Here is a 15,282-nt window from a genome sequence, read left to right as displayed (position 1 = left end):
ATGTTATGGACGCGGTGAGAATTTGGCAATTGCCGAGTTTTGCCAAGTCTGGTGTCATTGGCATCACAGCCTAAAGGCAGGGCTTGCGAGAGAAGATTTGGTGCGGTGCACGCTTCGGCCGTGAGTGCTCAAAATTCATGTCTATAATGCAGGCTTATGGCGTGCAGTGAGGCACGCCATTGCAGGGAACGAGGCGAGGTCGATCGTTGGACAAACGAGCGGAAAGCGTCGAGATCAGGTCCGCGAGCAAGTCTTACGGCGGGGTTCGCGCGCTCGATGACGTGTCGCTCAATGTCGGCGCCGGCGAGTTCGTTTCGCTGCTCGGCCCCTCCGGCTCCGGCAAGACCACGCTGCTCGGTATCTTGGGCGGATTCATCCTACCCTCATCCGGTTCGATTCATTTCGGCGGACGCGACGTCACCTGGATGCCGCCGCACAAGCGGGATCTCGGCGTCGTCTTCCAGAATTACGCGTTGTTTCCGCATATGAGTGTCGGTGAGAACGTCGCCTTTCCGCTTCGCGCACGCCGCCTGCCGAAGGCGGTCTGGCCCGAAAAGGTGCGCGCCGCGCTTTCGATGGTCGGCCTTGCCGGCTACGAGGCGCGCGGCATCGCGCAGCTCTCCGGCGGCCAGCGCCAGCGCGTGGCGCTGGCGCGCGCCATGATCTTCGAGCCACGCCTGATCCTGATGGACGAGCCGCTCTCCGCACTTGATAAGCAGCTCCGCGAATCCATGCAGATCGAACTGCGCACGCTGCACAAGCGCATCGGCGCCACCATCATCTACGTTACGCATGACCAGCGCGAGGCGCTGACCATGAGCGACCGCGTCGCCGTGATGAGGGACGGCCGGCTGATCCAGATCGACGAGCCGGCGCGCCTGCACGACCACCCCGCGGATTCCTTTGTCGCCAGCTTTATCGGCGAGGCGACGATGTTGCCGGTCCGCCGCGTCGATGCTTCCACCGTCGCGCTCGGCAACGCCCTTTTGCGCAGCGCCCGCGCCATTCCCGACGGAGACGCCCTGATGCTGGCCGTGCACAGCGAAAAGCTTTTGATTGACGACGGCGCGCAGGACGCCGCCTGCAACCGCCTGACCGGGACGGTCACCGACATCGTCTACCAGGGCGAGAGCCTGCGCATCTTCCTCGCGCTTGCCGAGGGCGTCGCGCTCAGCCTGCGCCAGCCTGCCTATCACCAGGCCTACAGCCGCATTCCACCGCTCGGCGGCAGCCTCACCGTCACCCTTCATCCCGAGGACACCATCGTCGTGCCCGGGGTGAGCGACTGAATCCAGCCTTGTCCAACCGAGAGAAGAAGCCAAAAATGTCGTCAGCAGCCTCGTTCAGCAATTTCAAGGTCCTCACCTTCGACGTCGTCGGTACCCTGATCGATTTCGAGACCGGCGTGCTCTCCGCCGTGCGCAGAATCTCGGGCAAGATGCCAGCCGAGCTCAGCGACGACAAGATCTTCGAATCCTACAAGCGCGGCCGCGACAAGCATTATGAACGCTCGAGCGAGGTGATGTTCCATGTCTACCGCTACCTCGCCAAGGAGCTCGGGCTGCCGGCCGATGACACCTCCTGCGACGTGTTCCAGCTTTCGGTGCTGCGCTGGGGACCGTTCCCGGACTCGGTCGAGGCCCTGAGACGCCTGCGCACGAAATTCCGCCTGGTGGCGATGACCAATGCCGACCGCGTCGCGCTCTCTTGTTACGCGCACGCGCTCGGCGATCCCTTCGATGATACGGTCTGCGCCGACGAGACCGGCGTCGCAAAGCCGAACCCGGAGTTCTTCGCCTACAACAAGGGGCGTCAGTCCGCTTTCGGTTACAAGCAATCGGACATCTTGCACGTCGCGCAGAGCCAGCACCACGACATCGGAATCGCGCGAAGGCTCGGCTACAAGGTGTGCTGGATCGAACGGCGCCAGGGCATGGCTGGCTTCGGCGGCACGCCGGCGGTGGAGACGCTGACCAAGCCAGACTTTCATTTCCCGACCTTGAAGGCGCTCGCGGATGCCGCGATCGGACCGGCGGCGTAATCGGTGAGCGCGGGCATGACACGGAACTGGAGCGCATTGCCATCGGCTAACTCGCTGTGGGAAGCCACGGCCGAGCCGGCGCGCGACTTTCCCGTGTGGTCGGGCGAGCGGCAGGCAGATGTGGTGATCATCGGGGCGGGCTACACGGGCCTCTCCGCTGCGCACCACATCGCCAGAAGCGGGCTCGCGCCGGTCGTGCTCGAGGCCAACCATCCCGGCTGGGGCGCGAGCGGGCGCAATGGCGGGGTAATCACCGCGAAGTTTCGCCTGTCGTTCCGCGAGATCGACGCCGCACACGGCCGCGCGATGGCGCGGCGCATGTACGAGATCGCGCATGAATCGACCGACATGGTCGAGGAGCTGGTATCGGAGTTCGGCATCAGCAGCGCAAACCTGACGCGCACCGGGCAGGTCAAGGCCGCGCATAACGAGACGACCTTAAAGGCGGCGATCGACGAAGCCAACTGGATGAAGCGCGAGATGGGCGATGCGGAGGTCCGTATCCTCGACAAACGCGCGGTGCGTGACGAAACCGGCTCCGACATCTTCGTCGGCGGTGTGCTCAATCCCGGCTCCGGCGGTATTCATCCGCTGAACTATCTGCGCGGTCTCGCCGATGGCATGGCACGCCGCGGCGTTCCTATTTTTCAGGAGTCGCCGGTGATAAAACTCCGGCGCGACAACGGCGGCATCGTCGCGGAGACGCCGCGAGGCGCGGTGCGGGCGAAACAGGCGATAGTCGCCACCAACAGCTATTCCGATCTCACCGGCGCGACCGCGCAGATGCAGCGCACGCTGATCCCATTCCGCAGCGCCATTGTTGCGACGGACAAGCTGCCGCGCAATCTGGCGGGGCGGCTGATGCCGGCAGGGCGCACCTACACCGAGACCAAGCGCATGATGCGCTGGTTCCGCTTGGTCGACAACCGCGTGATCTTTGGCGGCCGCGGCGCTTTCGGCAAGCAGGACTCCGAGTCCGCGTTCGATGCGCTGCGCAAGGCGATGGTCGGCATCTTCCCGGACCTCGCCGACGTTCCGCTCGCGTACAAATGGTCGGGCCTCGTCGGCATGACTCTGGATTCGGTACCGCATATCGGCCGGCTCGACGACCGCACGCTGTTCTCGATGGGCTACAATGGCGCGGGCGTTGCAATGTCGAGCCTGATGGGCCGCTATCTCGCCGCCTTCTTGCGCGGTGAGACGCCGGAGGTCGGGCTGCTCGACGCGCGGCGTCTGAAATCCATTCCGTTCTATCCGCTGCGCGAGCCCGCCGTGCGCATGGTCGCCGGCTGGTACCAGTTTCTCGATGCGATCGGTCAGTGAGATCTCTTTGGTGATGGAGGAGGCGAGGATGAATACGAAACGGAATTTTGGACTTGGCTGCGCGCTGCTGGGCGCAATCGGAGTTACCACGGCGGCCCATGCCGCCGAGCAGATCACCTTTGTCTCGCAAGGCGGTGCCTATCAACAGGCCCAGACGGTCGCGATCCTCGATCCTTCCGCAAAGAAGCTCGGCATCACCATCAACCAGGACTCTATCCCGGACGCCTGGCCCGCGATCAAGACCCAGGTTGGCAGCGGCAAGCCCATTTGGGACGTCGTCGATACCCCGACCGGCTATTGCCTGCGTGGTGGCGAGCAGGGGCTGATCGAAAAGCTCGACTTCTCGAAGATCCCGAACGCGGCGGCGATGCCCGACGCGTATCGCAGCCCCCATTCGGTGTCATATGAGTTCTATTCGAGCGTGCTGGCGTACAGCCAGAAGACGTTTCCAAAGGACGCACCGAACAGCTGGGCCGACTTTTGGGACGTGAAGAAATTTCCGGGCCGCCGCGCGCTGCGCAACCATCCGATTGCCACGCTGGAGGCGGCGCTGATGGCCGATGGCGTCGCGCCGGACAAGCTTTACCCGCTTGACGTCGAGCGCGCCTTCAAGAAGCTGGAAGAGATCAAGCCGAACATCACGGTCTGGTGGACCTCCGGCGCGCAGTCGGCGCAGCTCCTCAACGACGGCGAGGTCGACATGGAGATGGCCTGGAACGGCCGCGTCAGCGCGGTCGCCAAGGAAGGCGCCAAGGTCGCCTTCACGTACAACCAGGGCATCCTCCAGAGCACCTCGCTCTGCATCCTCAAGGGCGCGCCGAATCTCGAGACCGCGGTCAAGTTCCTCAACGAGGCCGTCGATCCCGTGCACCAGGCCAATCTGCCGCTCCACATCGACTACGGCCCGGGCAACCCGAAGGCGTTCGAGACCGGCGTGATCAAGCCCGAGCGTGCCGCGCAATTGCCGAGCGAGCCGGCGAACGCGGCCAAGCAAGCGCTGATGTCGTACGCCTGGTGGTCCTCGCCCGCGGGCGAAGCCGCCGAAAAGCGTTGGGCATCGTTCATGCAGAAGTAGGCGAAGCGAGGCAGCAGTGACGACACCCGTGCCAGATCCTTCACTCCGCTATCAGCGCCGCGAGCATGGCCTGATGCTGGCCCTGGTGTCGCCGGCGCTGCTCGTGATCCTCCTGCTGATCGTGATGCCGGTCGGCTGGCTCGCTTGGCAATCGATCTACCATGACGGTTTCACGCTAGAGAACTATCGCCGCATCTTCACGGAAGAAGTCTACTGGCGCAGCTTCGCGCTGACCTTCGAGATCAGCCTCGCGGTCACCGTGCTGGCGCTGCTGCTCGGCTACCCCGTGGCGTACCTCGCCAACACCGTGCCGAAAGGGTGGAGCATCCTGATCCTCGCGCTGGTCGTGTTGCCGTTCTGGACCAGCGTGCTGGTGCGCGCCTATGCCTGGCTGGCTCTGCTCCAGCGCACCGGCGTGATCAACCAGCTGTTGCGCTATCTCGACATGATCAACGAGCCGCTTGCGCTGGTGCACAACACCTTTGGCACGGTTGTTGCGACCGTGCACATCCTGCTGCCGTTCATGGTGCTGCCGCTTTACGCCACCATGCAGAAGATCCCGTCCGATCTGATGCAGGCCGGCGCCAGCCTGGGTGCGAGCCCTTCGCTGACCTTCGTCCGCGTCTTCCTGCCGCTGTCGCTGCCGGGCGTGATCGCGGGCTGCACCATGGTGTTCGTGCTCTGCCTCGGCTTCTACATCACGCCGGAGCTGCTCGGCGGCGGCCGCACTGTGATGGTGTCGATGCTGGTGAGCCGCAATGTCGAGCTCTACAACCAGTTCGGCGCGGCCAGCGCGGTCGCAGTGGTGCTGCTCTTAAGCGTGCTTCTGATCTTCTTCGCCGTCAGCCGCTTCATCTCGCTCGATCGCATATTGGGGCAGAAATGATGCGGTTGTCCCCCGCCCGGATCGTCCTCTATGTGATCAGCACGCTGGTGCTGATCTATCTGATCCTGCCGGTGCTGATCATCGCGCCGATCTCCTTCTCCAGCGCGCGCTTCCTGACCTTCCCGCCGCCGTCGTTCTCGCTACGCTGGTACCAGCAGTATTTTTCGAACCCGGCCTGGATGCAGGCGACGCGGGTGACGCTGACGGTGGCCTTCCTGACCGTCCTGATCGCGACCCCGCTCGGGGTTGCCGCCGCGTATGCCGTCAGCCAGTCCAAGCAGCGGATTATGCGGCTGATCCATATGACGCTGCTGCTGCCGCTGGTGGTGCCGATCATCATCACGGCGGTCGGCATCTTCTTCGTCTATGCCAAGGTCGGCATGGTCGCGACCATGCCCGGCCTCGTGCTGGCCAATGTGATGCTCGGATTGCCCTATGTCGTCATCTCGGTGCTCGCAGGTTTGCAGAGCTTCGACCCCGCGCAGGAAATGGTGGCGCGCAGCCTCGGCATGAACCGCCTGCGCAGCTTCTTCGCGGTGACGCTGCCTCAGATCAAGTCCAGCGTGGTCGCCGGCGGCATCTTCGCCTTCATCTCCGCGATGGACGAGACCATCGTCGCGCTGTTCATCTCCGGCGGCCAGTATCAACCGCTGACCAAGCGCATGTTCACCGCGCTCCGCGACGAGATCGACCCGACCATCGCCGCGATCTCGACGCTGATGACGGCGGCCTCGTTCATACTGGTGCTGCTGACGGGCACGCGACAGAAAAAAGACGGGTGAGACCGCCGCCAACACATTCTAAGATTGGCGGGCAACGGACAGTCACGTGCCTTGCGGACAGGTCGGTTATAGCCCGCCTTCGGTTGCCTGCCAGCAGTGATCCGGCGTGCTGGTGTTCCCCAGGTGATCTCGCCAGTCTTCGACCGGCTGGAGATTGCCGGCGCGCCATCTAGCCAGGACTTCGGAGGATGCTGAGCTCAGGTCGATTCCCGGTTGGATTGTTCGCTGCAAGCCATTGATCTGTAACGATCGCATTTTGGCTCAGTTGGAAAAAATCTCCTGAAAAATCAGTGGTGGTAGCGTGTCTCTTAATCAGCGGGTCCCAGGTTCGAGCCCTGGTGCGCCCACCATCCTTAAGAGATCGGCCCGCAAGGGCTTTTTTAATTTCCTCCACAGAACAAATCCGGTGGCGCATCGGCGGAACTACGCTTGCCTGCCTCCCGTTTGGTGCCGCAACCGCGTTGCAATTCCAACTGCCGGCGCTCGGGGTTGCTGTGCCCAACGCGCTCTTGATCATGCTGCCGTATCTGCTGGCGCTCTTGGCCGTTGGCGGCCTGGTCGGACGTCAGTTGGCGCCCGCGGCTTTAGGTGAGCCATACCGGCGTTGACCTGGATTTCGGCCAAAAAGCCGCACCAGGCCCGCGGGTAAAGCGGGTCGCCGCCGCTAAACGCAGCTTGCGAGGCGCCGTCACGCCGCTTGTCTTCAGATCTTTGTCGAAAGAGACCTTCTGTCGGATGTCCTGACAAAGGCTATGCCCAGGCATGGACGTGCGTGGGGTGATGTGGTCATTCGCGATGCCCTGTGCCCGGTCGCAGGCCCATCAAGATCTCGGGCTCCATGCGTACAGGCCAAGCGCCAGCAGTGAAAACGCGCTTAACACGACGCCCAGCGCCAACATTGCTTCATGCGACACGGTGGCAGCAAGCCATACTCCGATTGCGGCGTTCATCATCTGCCAGAAACCCAGCAGGGCCGAGGCGGCGCCGGCCTTCTCCCCGAATGGAGAGAGCGCCCGCGCGGTGGCCAGTGGACTGACAACGCCCATGCCGAGGAGAAATACGCTCATTGCGCCCAGAAACGGCAGGAAAGTGGGGCTGGTTATCGAGATGAGCAGGATCGCTACGCTGCTGGCGGCCGTCGCCCACAGTCCTGCCCTGATCGGTTGATCGAGCCCGTAGCGTGGTGCCAATTTTGTCGCCAGCATACCGGCGGCGAATACGATAAAGACGGTGCCGGCGAAGAAAAGGCCGAGCTGGATCGGCGTGAAATGCAGCGCTTCAATGAATAAACGGGGTGCAGCCGAAAACATAGAGAACAAGCCGCCTATGATCAGGCTCGCGGTTGCAGCCGGTACAGCGAAACGACGATCGCCAATCAGGCCTGTATAGGTCCTGACGATGGCGACCGGATTGAGCGGGGTGCGGGTCGAATGGTGGGTTTCGCCGAGCACGATGCCGTAGGCGATGGCACCAACAGCGGCAAAGGCGGCGACGAGTGCGAATTCGGAGCGCCAGCCGAAGCTGTGGTCGAGTGCGCCGCCAAGCAACGGCGAGAACCCGGGGGCGGCGGACATTGCGATCATGATCAGCGCCAACGCGCGTGCCAATGCGGCCCCACTGAACATGTCCCGGGCGATGGCACGAGACAGCACTGACGTGGCGCACGCGCCCACAGCCTGAACTGCCCGGCCGACTAAAAGACCAGGCAGGTCGTTTGCCAAGCCGCACCAGACGCTGCCGGCGAAGAACACGGCAAATCCAATCAAGACTGGCCAGCGTCTTCCGTAGCGATCCGAAAGCGGTCCGACCGCCAGCTGGCCCAACCCGAACACCGCAAGAAAGACGGTGATGGCGGATGTGACCGCCGCGCTCGTGACATTCAATGAGATTGCAATTTGTGGCAGCGAAGGCAGCAAGATGTTGGTCGCAAGCGTTCCCATGGCAGCCAGGGCGGAAAGGACCGCGATGGGCAAGGCGGTGGTGCCGGGAACGTCCAGCGGCGCGGTCTTGATTGTTTGGTCAGCCATGTGAACTTTCGCGCCGAGGGATAGGCAGGTTACAAGACGGCGAGCGACACGGTTCGCGCCGCTCGCCGAGCCGTGTTCGCTGGGTTGCCTGTGCTATCCGCGGGCGACGCGCTCGATCGCAATGGCGGTGGCTTCACCGCCACCGATGCATAACGCCGCGACGCCGCGTTTGAGGTTCTGGGCTTCGAGCGCATGCAACAAAGTCACGATCAGGCGCGCGCCGGTGGCACCGATCGGATGACCGAGCGCGCACGCCCCGCCATTGACGTTCAGCTTCTCCCTGGGGATGCCGAGATCCTTCTGAGCCGCCATCGCCACCACCGCAAAGGCCTCATTGATCTCGAACAGATCAACATCGCCAACGCTCCAGCCGACCTTGTCCAGCAGCTTGCGAATGGCCGGGATCGGCGCTGTAGTGAACCATTGCGGTTCCTGGCTGTGGGTGGCGTGGCCCTTGATCTCGGCCAGCACGGGCAGGCCGTCGCGATCCGCGAGGGAGCGTTTCGCGAGGATGATAGCCGCGGCGCCATCGGCATTGGCGGAGGAGGCGGCCGGCGTAATGGTGCCGTTGGCGCGGAAAGCTGCTTTCAATCCGGGGATCTTGGCGGGATCCACCTTCAGTGGATGTTCGTCGTTCGCGATGATGCGCGGCCCGGCCTTTTCAGTCAGCGTGATCGGCGCGATCTCGGCCCTGAACGCGCCGCCCTCGACCGCCTTGCGGGCGCGGGTGAGCGTCTCCATTGCGTAGGCGTCCTGATCCTTGCGGGTGAACTGATAGGCCTCCGCAGTGGCCTCGCCGAAATCTCCCATCGAGCGGCCTGTCTCGTAAGCATCTTCCAGACCGTCCATCATCATGTGATCGATGATGCGGTCATGGCCAGCGCGGTAACCGCCGCGAGCCTTGGCCAGCAGATAGGGCGCATTGCTCATGCTCTCCATGCCGCCGGACGATACAATCTCGGCTGAGCCGGCATTGATGATGTCGTGCGCCAGCATGGTCGCCTTCATGCCGGAACCGCAGACCTTGTTGACGGTGGTGGCGCCGGTAGCATCCGGCAAATGGGCGCCGCGGGCCGCCTGACGTGCCGGCGCCTGACCTTGTCCGGCCGGGAGCACGTTGCCCATAAAAACTTCGTCGATCCGTTCGGGCGCAAGCTTGGCCCTTTCGAGCGCCGCACCGATCACGTGAGAGCCGAGCTTGTGGGCGCTGAGAGGCGACAACTCGCCCATGAAGCGGCCCAGCGGTGTGCGGACGGCGGAAAGGATGACGACGGGGTCGGAAGCAACGGCCATGGCGAACGCTCCTGCTGATGGTAGTTGTTATATGATGATAGTCATATAAGATGGCCGGCATTGCAATGAAATGTTGCCGTGACCATCAGGAAGCGCGGTTCCAGAAATTGCTCGGAGGAGACGGAGGACGGTTTCTACAGCCGATGTCCTTAAGACCTTGAACGGAGTGGCGATGCGATACGTCGAAGACCACAGGCGTCAAACCCACAGTCGGATCGTTGAAAATGCCTCCTACGGTTTGCGCCAGAAGGGTGCCAAAGGACTCAGTGTCGTCGACTTGATGAAGCTTGCGGGTCTGACGCACGGCGGCTTCTACAACCATTTCGAGTCACGCGCCGCCCTCGTTGGCGAAGCGATCGCTTTTGCAATGGACCAAATGACCGAGCGCTGGAAAAAGCTGGCGAGCGGGAAGCCCAACGGCGAGCGCTTCGAGGCGCTAATCGCCGATTATCTCAGTCCTCGGCATCGCGACAACCCCAAACAGGGTTGCGCGCTTCCGACCCTGGCCGTCGACGTAGCTCGATCTGGCCCGAGCGAGCAGCAGGCCCTGGCTTCCAGACTGGAGATGATGATCGATGTCCTTGTCGAGCTGCTTCCCGGTGAGTCTCAACCTCGACAGGCACGCCAAGTCGCGGCGGGCGCTATCGCAACCATGGTCGGATCGATCGTGCTGTCGCGTGCCGTCGGCGTGGGGAAACTTTCCGACTGCATTCTCGATGCCGGACGTCGGACCGCCGGAGGCCGGATTCGGAAGCCCCAGCGACGGGCCATGAAGGTAACGCGTCGCGAAAAAACACAAAAGTAAGGGAGGTCACCATCATGGCTGGCAAGTGGCTCAAGACAGCCTGCAACCTGTGTTACATCAATTGCGGGATCGAGGTCTTCGTGAACGACGAGCGCCTCGAGAAGGTGCGAGGCGACCGTTCGAGCCCGAAATCACAGGGCTATCTCTGCAATAAGGCGGCCCGGATTCCATATTATGCGCATCACAGGGATCGGCTAACGAAGCCGCTACGTCGGCGCACGGACGGCGGCTTCGACGAAATCGAGTGGGATGTAGCGATCTCGGAAATCGCGGCGCGGCTGCGAGACATCGTCGACAAGCATGGCGGCAAGAGTATTGCCCTTTACGGCGGCGGCGGGCAGGGCAATCACGCCGGCGGCGCCTATGCCAGCGGATTATTGCGCGCGCTGGGTTCGCGCAGCGTCTTCAACGCCCTCTCGCAGGAGAAAACCGGCGACTTCTGGGTCAATGGCCACATGTTCGGGAGCCAGACGTGCCATACTGCCGAAGACGTACATCATTGCGATCTCTTACTTGTCATCGGTGCAAATCCCTGGATCGCGCACGGCTTCCCCAATGCGCGCGATCATCTCAATCAAATCCGCAAGGATCCCGCACGTAAGCTGATCGTCATTGATCCCCGGCGAACCGAAACCGCCGAAATGGCGGATCTGCATCTCGCAGTTCGTCCAGGCGCCGACACGTTTCTCCTTGGCGCGCTGCTGGCCACGCTTGTCCGGTCCGACCGCATCGACCACGCGTTCATTCAGGAGCACACGATCGGCTTCGCAGAAGTGAGGCAGGCGCTACTAGACATTCCCGTTGAAGAATGGGCCGCCGCCGCCGATGTCTCGATCGCGGATGTGGAGCGTTGCGCCGCGATGATCGCAGCGGCGAAGGCGATGGTGGTGCGGGTCGAGCTTGGCATCCAGCAGGGCATCAACTCGACGCTCAACTCCTATCTCGAAAAGCTCTTGATCATGCTTTCCGGCAATTTCGGCCGTAAAGGCACCAACCAATTGCATAGCTGGCTCCAACCGCTATGGGGCAATTCTCCAAACCAGACGTTCGTACCGACCGGTGACGCGATCATTGGGGGCTTGCTGCCGCCCAACATTTTCCCCGAAGCGGTGCTCAACGACCATCCCGACCGGTTGCGTTGCGCCTGGATCGACAGTTCCAACCCCGCCAACACGGCGGCAAACACCGAGGCGGTAGAACGCGCGCTGCGCTCGCTCGACCTGTGCGTCGTGGTTGACGTTGCGATGACGGAAACCGCGCGGCTCGCGCATTACGTTCTCCCGGCATCTTCGCAATTTGAAAAAACAGAATTCACCTTGTTCAACTTCGAGTTCCCGACGAACTATTTTCACGTTCGTGCGAACGTCTTGCCGCCCCTCGCCGGCACTTTGCCGGAGCCCGAGATCTACACGCGGCTTGCGATCGCCTTGGGGCTTCTACCAGGTGACAATGTGCTGGCGCCCCTGCGGGAGGCGGCGCGGCGTTCCCGAGCCGAGTTCGCAGGCGCCTTTCGTATCTTCATTGCAGAAAACCCCTCCGCCGCTGCAGTCGCTGCCTTGGTGCTTTACCATACGCTTGGGCAGACGCTTCCCGATGGCACGGCGGCCGCTGCGCCGTTGTGGAGCGCGGCACTGGCTTGTGCGAAGCGGTCGCCCCAAGCGGTGCGGCGAGCGATCGGCGCGTTGGACGACGTGGCGGATCATCAGCTCGGCGATCTCCTGTTCGATACAATCGTGGCCAACCGACAGGGCACAGCGATTACCCAGCACGACTATGACGAGGTCTGGTCATTGATCAGCCATTCGGATCGCATGGTTCGGCTGGCCATCCCGCAGATGCTGGAATGGCTGGCGCGTCTCGATGCCCAGGCGGCGGGAGCGCCAAAGGAGTTTCCGTTCATGTTGGCAGCTGGTGGCCGCCGCATGTTCAATGCCAACCAGATCTTTCGCGATCCCGCATGGCGTCGCGAGGATCCGGATGGCGCCATGCTGATCAATTCCAACGATCTGAGAAAGCTGGGCGCAGAGGATGGTGACTGGGTCGCCGTGGAATCCGTGGTCGGCCGGCTCGTCGTCCGCTGCAAGGTCGATGACGCCATGCGAAACGGCCAGCTGGCGCTGCCGCACGGCTATGGTCAGGCATACCCCACGTCGGACGGAGAGCGTCTGATCAACGGGCCACGCATCAATCTGCTCACCGAGAGCGGCAACCGTGATCCCATCGCGGGTACGCCCTACCACAAGAACGTTGCAGTTCGTTTGGCCCTGGTGTCTGCGCAGGAGGCGGCCGCCTATCAGTCGCAGTCCGAGCGAATTCATTTGAGAGCAGCCGGACAATAGCGCGGAGGGAGTTCAAATGACCGAGAAACCAATCGCGATCGTGACCGGGGTCGGGCCGGGCACCGGAGCTGCCATCGTCAAGCGCTTCTCTGCTGGCGGGTTACGCGTGATCGCGCTTGCCCGTTCAGCGGAGCTCATCAATCGCCTTGCGCAAGAGCTACCCGATGTCCACGCGATGACCTGCGACGTCGCGGACGAGAGCCAGGTGCGGACCGTAGTCACTGATGTGAAGCGCCGCTTCGGCCCAGCTGAAGTTCTCGTCCACAACGCAGTAGGCGGGGGTTGGGGAAGCTTTCGCGAAATCGAGCCGAAGATGCTGAAGGGTAATTTCGATGTCAACGTGATGGGCTTGTTGTATCTCGCGCGCGAAGTGGCTCCCGACATGATTGACCGGGGCAAGGGCGCGATCCTGGTGACCGGAAACACGTCTTCGATCCGGGGCAAAGCCAATTTCGCAGGCTTCGCTCCGACAAAGGCGGCGCAGCGTATTTTGGCCGAGTCGATCGCGCGTGACATGGGACCTCACGGCGTGCACGTCGCCTATCTTCTGATCGATGCCGTGATCGACACGCCCCGAATGCGCGCGCGAATGAGCGACAGGCCGGATGAATTCTTCATCAAACCCGCCGCCATCGCCGACGAACTGTACCATCTCTACGGTCAGGACCGATCGGCTTGGTCATTCCTCACGGAACTGCGGCCGTTCCGCGAAAACTGGTGACGCTCCTCCGACGGGAAACACGGGCCGCCGGCGCGCTGCGTCACTCTTCGTCCGATGCGCGTCCAGGAGATGGTCCGGCAATATCCGCCACGACGGCAGCAACCAGCGATTCAGCCAGAGGGTCGTTCGCAATCACCCGAGACAATATGACAGCGCCTACCATCTCCGACAGGATGGCTGCGGGATGTCTGCTGCCTGCAGCCCCTGGGCTCGCGGATGACAGTTTCGCAATCTGGTCGAGATAGTATTGGATCGCCGTAATGAAGACGGCGCGCAGAGCAGGATCATCGCGGCGCGCGGCGTCCGCCGCCAACGCCGGCAGAATGCATCCGGAACCTGGATCGTCGCGATGGGCCGACGATACATAGCTTTCGATCACCGCACGCAACGGATCTTGAGGCTGCTGTTGAGCCAGCCCATTCTTCAGCAACGCTATCGTATCCGCCATCGCATGTTCGCTGGCCTTGACCGCCAGATCGTCCTTTGAAGCGAAGTTGCGATAGAAGCCGCCATGAGTCAGCCCCGCTGCTTTCATGATGTCGGCGACGCCGATGCCGTCGAAACCATGCTCACGCAGCAGGCGCGCCGCAGTCTCGATAATCTGTTCGCGGTTCGCCTGCGCCTTTTCTCGTGACACCCTCATGGTTTGCTCACTCCGTTGGTAGCAGGACCGGACTTTCTTCTGGCGGTCCCAACCGGCCGCGGCCGAGCGGTGTCAGATTCGCAAAAACTCCGCTTGACATTATTCATGACGATCGTCATCTATCAGTTAAGATGACGGACGTCATCAAAAAAGTGGGACAAGTGACACTTCCGAACCGTCCAAGGAGACCTTGTTTCGCCAAAGGATGCCGATGAGGAAGGCCAGGGCGCGCCAGAAGACCGCGTTTCTCGCCGGCGTGTCGGCTGGCATCGGCAAGGCTCCTGCTACCGCGCAAGGGCAGGGTAGCGGCACTTTCTTAATGTCTGTCCCCGGCTTGTTCCGTCCCGATACGTCACTCGCCAGCGTAGCCGGCGTCGTGGCGCGCAAGCAGGGAGCTGCGCCATCCGACCGAATATCCCTGCATCTTAGGATTTCCGGTCCGAGCCGGACAATGGAGTAAGCGATGACCAGTTATGTCAGTCACACCGGATCGGTCGTGCGCTATGTCGATGCGCCTAATCTTTCGATCAGTGCTGCAGGAACGGCTTTTGCCTATCGCGATATCGGTCCCCGCGCCGGCGTGCCGTTGATCCTTCTCAACCATTGGGGCGCGGTTCTCGACAATTTCGACCCGCGGATTGTCGATGGCCTCGCTACCAGGCATCGTGTGATCGCGACCGATTACCGAGGTATCGGCGTGTCAGGCGGGAAAGCGCCCGTTACCGTTGACGAAATGGCGAGGGATGCGATTGCTCTCATCCGCGCGCTGGGCTTCGAAAAGGTCGATCTGCTTGGCTTTTCCCTCGGCGGATTTGTGGCGCAGGATATTACGCTGAAGGCGCCGGACCTGGTGCGAAAGCTCATTTTGACCGGCACTGGCCCGGCAGGCGGCACTGGTATCGACAAGGTGGGACCAGTGTCCTGGCCTTTGATGATCAAGGGCTTGCTGACACTGCGAGACCCAAAATTCTACCTGTTCTTCACGTCCACGGCCAACGGTCGCCGAGCCGCAACAGCCTTTCTTGAGCGGCTGAAGGAGCGCAAGGCAGATCGGGACAAAGGGCCCACACCGGAAGCCTTCTTGCGGCAACTCAAGGCGATCAAGAACTGGGGCCAGCAAGCGCCTCAGGATCTCGGAAGCATTCGGATCCCGGTACTGATCGCGAATGGCGACAATGATATCATGGTGCCGACTGCCAACAGCATCGATATGGCGCGCCGTATCTCGGGCGCGCAACTCGTTATCTACGAAGATGCCGGGCATGGCGGGATTTTTCAGTACTACGCCGATTTCGTACCGAAGGCCCTGTCCTTCCTCGGCGCCTGATCCCGCAATCGGATTTCAAA

At 62.3% G+C, this 15,282-nt stretch carries 13 protein-coding genes; 10 read left to right on the top strand and 3 right to left on the bottom strand.

What is annotated here, in order from left to right; translation table 11 throughout:
• The first annotated feature begins 206 nt into the window (after window positions 1-206).
• The 6 genes from GWG65_RS22920 to GWG65_RS22895 all read left to right on the top strand — a co-directional run bounded on the left by GWG65_RS22920 (window position 207) and on the right by GWG65_RS22895 (window position 6,107).
• The gene (locus tag GWG65_RS22920; RefSeq protein ID WP_275197838.1) at window positions 207-1,289 is read left to right on the top strand and encodes an ABC transporter ATP-binding protein; all 1,083 of its coding nucleotides are present in this window, start codon (window positions 207-209) and stop codon (window positions 1,287-1,289) included.
• Window positions 1,290-1,324: 35 nt separating this feature from the next.
• Entirely contained in the window at window positions 1,325-2,041 is a 717-nt protein-coding gene (locus tag GWG65_RS22915; RefSeq protein ID WP_275197837.1) for an HAD family hydrolase, read from the top strand.
• Window positions 2,042-2,056: 15 nt separating this feature from the next.
• A complete protein-coding gene (locus GWG65_RS22910; protein WP_275197836.1) occupies window positions 2,057-3,364 on the top strand; it encodes an FAD-binding oxidoreductase in 1,308 nt (435 codons plus the stop codon).
• 28 nt (window positions 3,365-3,392) lie between these two features.
• Window positions 3,393-4,439 (top strand): ABC transporter substrate-binding protein, encoded by a 1,047-nt coding sequence (locus GWG65_RS22905; RefSeq protein ID WP_275197835.1) that lies wholly within the window; start codon window positions 3,393-3,395, stop codon window positions 4,437-4,439.
• Window positions 4,440-4,512: 73 nt separating this feature from the next.
• Entirely contained in the window at window positions 4,513-5,325 is an 813-nt protein-coding gene (locus GWG65_RS22900; protein ID WP_275197912.1) for an ABC transporter permease, read from the top strand.
• Window positions 5,322-6,107 (top strand): ABC transporter permease, encoded by a 786-nt coding sequence (locus GWG65_RS22895; RefSeq protein WP_275197834.1) that lies wholly within the window; start codon window positions 5,322-5,324, stop codon window positions 6,105-6,107. The genes GWG65_RS22900 and GWG65_RS22895 overlap by 4 nt, the downstream gene beginning before the upstream one ends.
• Window positions 6,108-6,928: 821 nt before the next feature.
• On the opposite strand, the gene GWG65_RS22890 is transcribed toward GWG65_RS22895, so the two are convergent.
• Together GWG65_RS22890 and GWG65_RS22885 are read right to left on the bottom strand one after the other, a co-directional pair.
• Window positions 6,929-8,134 (bottom strand): multidrug effflux MFS transporter, encoded by a 1,206-nt coding sequence (locus GWG65_RS22890; protein WP_275197833.1) that lies wholly within the window; start codon window positions 8,132-8,134, stop codon window positions 6,929-6,931.
• A gap of 93 nt (window positions 8,135-8,227) precedes the next feature.
• Window positions 8,228-9,427 carry an acetyl-CoA C-acyltransferase gene (locus tag GWG65_RS22885; protein WP_275197832.1) on the bottom strand — a complete coding sequence of 400 codons (1,200 nt, stop codon included), beginning with the start codon at window positions 9,425-9,427 and terminating at the stop codon, window positions 8,228-8,230.
• Window positions 9,428-9,599: 172 nt separating this feature from the next.
• On the opposite strand from GWG65_RS22885, the gene GWG65_RS22880 reads away from it, so the two are divergent.
• The 3 genes from GWG65_RS22880 to GWG65_RS22870 are packed head-to-tail and all read left to right on the top strand — an operon-like array spanning window position 9,600 to window position 13,292.
• Entirely contained in the window at window positions 9,600-10,232 is a 633-nt protein-coding gene (locus tag GWG65_RS22880; RefSeq protein WP_275197831.1) for a TetR/AcrR family transcriptional regulator, read from the top strand.
• A gap of 14 nt (window positions 10,233-10,246) precedes the next feature.
• Entirely contained in the window at window positions 10,247-12,571 is a 2,325-nt protein-coding gene (locus GWG65_RS22875; RefSeq protein WP_275197830.1) for a molybdopterin-dependent oxidoreductase, read from the top strand.
• Window positions 12,572-12,611: 40 nt separating this feature from the next.
• Entirely contained in the window at window positions 12,612-13,292 is a 681-nt protein-coding gene (locus GWG65_RS22870; protein WP_275197829.1) for an SDR family NAD(P)-dependent oxidoreductase, read from the top strand.
• A 40-nt stretch (window positions 13,293-13,332) separates the two neighbouring features.
• On the opposite strand, the gene GWG65_RS22865 is transcribed toward GWG65_RS22870, so the two are convergent.
• Window positions 13,333-13,935 (bottom strand): TetR/AcrR family transcriptional regulator, encoded by a 603-nt coding sequence (locus tag GWG65_RS22865; RefSeq protein WP_275197828.1) that lies wholly within the window; start codon window positions 13,933-13,935, stop codon window positions 13,333-13,335.
• 463 nt (window positions 13,936-14,398) lie between these two features.
• Here GWG65_RS22865 and GWG65_RS22860 point away from each other — a divergent pair, with 463 nt between their 5' ends.
• Window positions 14,399-15,262: an alpha/beta hydrolase gene (locus GWG65_RS22860; protein WP_275197827.1), complete on the top strand. Its 864-nt coding sequence runs from the start codon at window positions 14,399-14,401 to the stop codon at window positions 15,260-15,262.
• Window positions 15,263-15,282: the final 20 nt, after the last annotated feature.

The organism is Bradyrhizobium sp. CSA207, from assembly GCF_029051685.1.
GTDB lineage: Bacteria > Pseudomonadota > Alphaproteobacteria > Rhizobiales > Xanthobacteraceae > Bradyrhizobium.
The sequence above is the reverse complement of the archived record's forward strand: the minus strand, read 5'-3'. Positions and strand labels throughout refer to the sequence as shown.

Excerpts from the sequence above, each read along its gene's own strand:
- GWG65_RS22915 (WP_275197837.1), top strand. The coding sequence starts at position 1,325 with ATGTCGTCAGCAGCCTCGTTCAGCAATTTCAAGGTCCTCACCTTCGAC.
- GWG65_RS22910 (WP_275197836.1), top strand. The coding sequence starts at position 2,057 with ATGACACGGAACTGGAGCGCATTGCCATCGGCTAACTCGCTGTGGGAA.
- GWG65_RS22905 (WP_275197835.1), top strand. The coding sequence starts at position 3,393 with ATGAATACGAAACGGAATTTTGGACTTGGCTGCGCGCTGCTGGGCGCA.
- GWG65_RS22900 (WP_275197912.1), top strand. The coding sequence starts at position 4,513 with ATGCTGGCCCTGGTGTCGCCGGCGCTGCTCGTGATCCTCCTGCTGATC.
- GWG65_RS22895 (WP_275197834.1), top strand. The coding sequence starts at position 5,322 with ATGATGCGGTTGTCCCCCGCCCGGATCGTCCTCTATGTGATCAGCACG.
- GWG65_RS22890 (WP_275197833.1), bottom strand. The coding sequence starts at position 8,134 with ATGGCTGACCAAACAATCAAGACCGCGCCGCTGGACGTTCCCGGCACC.
- GWG65_RS22885 (WP_275197832.1), bottom strand. The coding sequence starts at position 9,427 with ATGGCCGTTGCTTCCGACCCCGTCGTCATCCTTTCCGCCGTCCGCACA.
- GWG65_RS22880 (WP_275197831.1), top strand. The coding sequence starts at position 9,600 with ATGCGATACGTCGAAGACCACAGGCGTCAAACCCACAGTCGGATCGTT.
- GWG65_RS22875 (WP_275197830.1), top strand. The coding sequence starts at position 10,247 with ATGGCTGGCAAGTGGCTCAAGACAGCCTGCAACCTGTGTTACATCAAT.
- GWG65_RS22865 (WP_275197828.1), bottom strand. The coding sequence starts at position 13,935 with ATGAGGGTGTCACGAGAAAAGGCGCAGGCGAACCGCGAACAGATTATC.
- GWG65_RS22860 (WP_275197827.1), top strand. The coding sequence starts at position 14,399 with ATGACCAGTTATGTCAGTCACACCGGATCGGTCGTGCGCTATGTCGAT.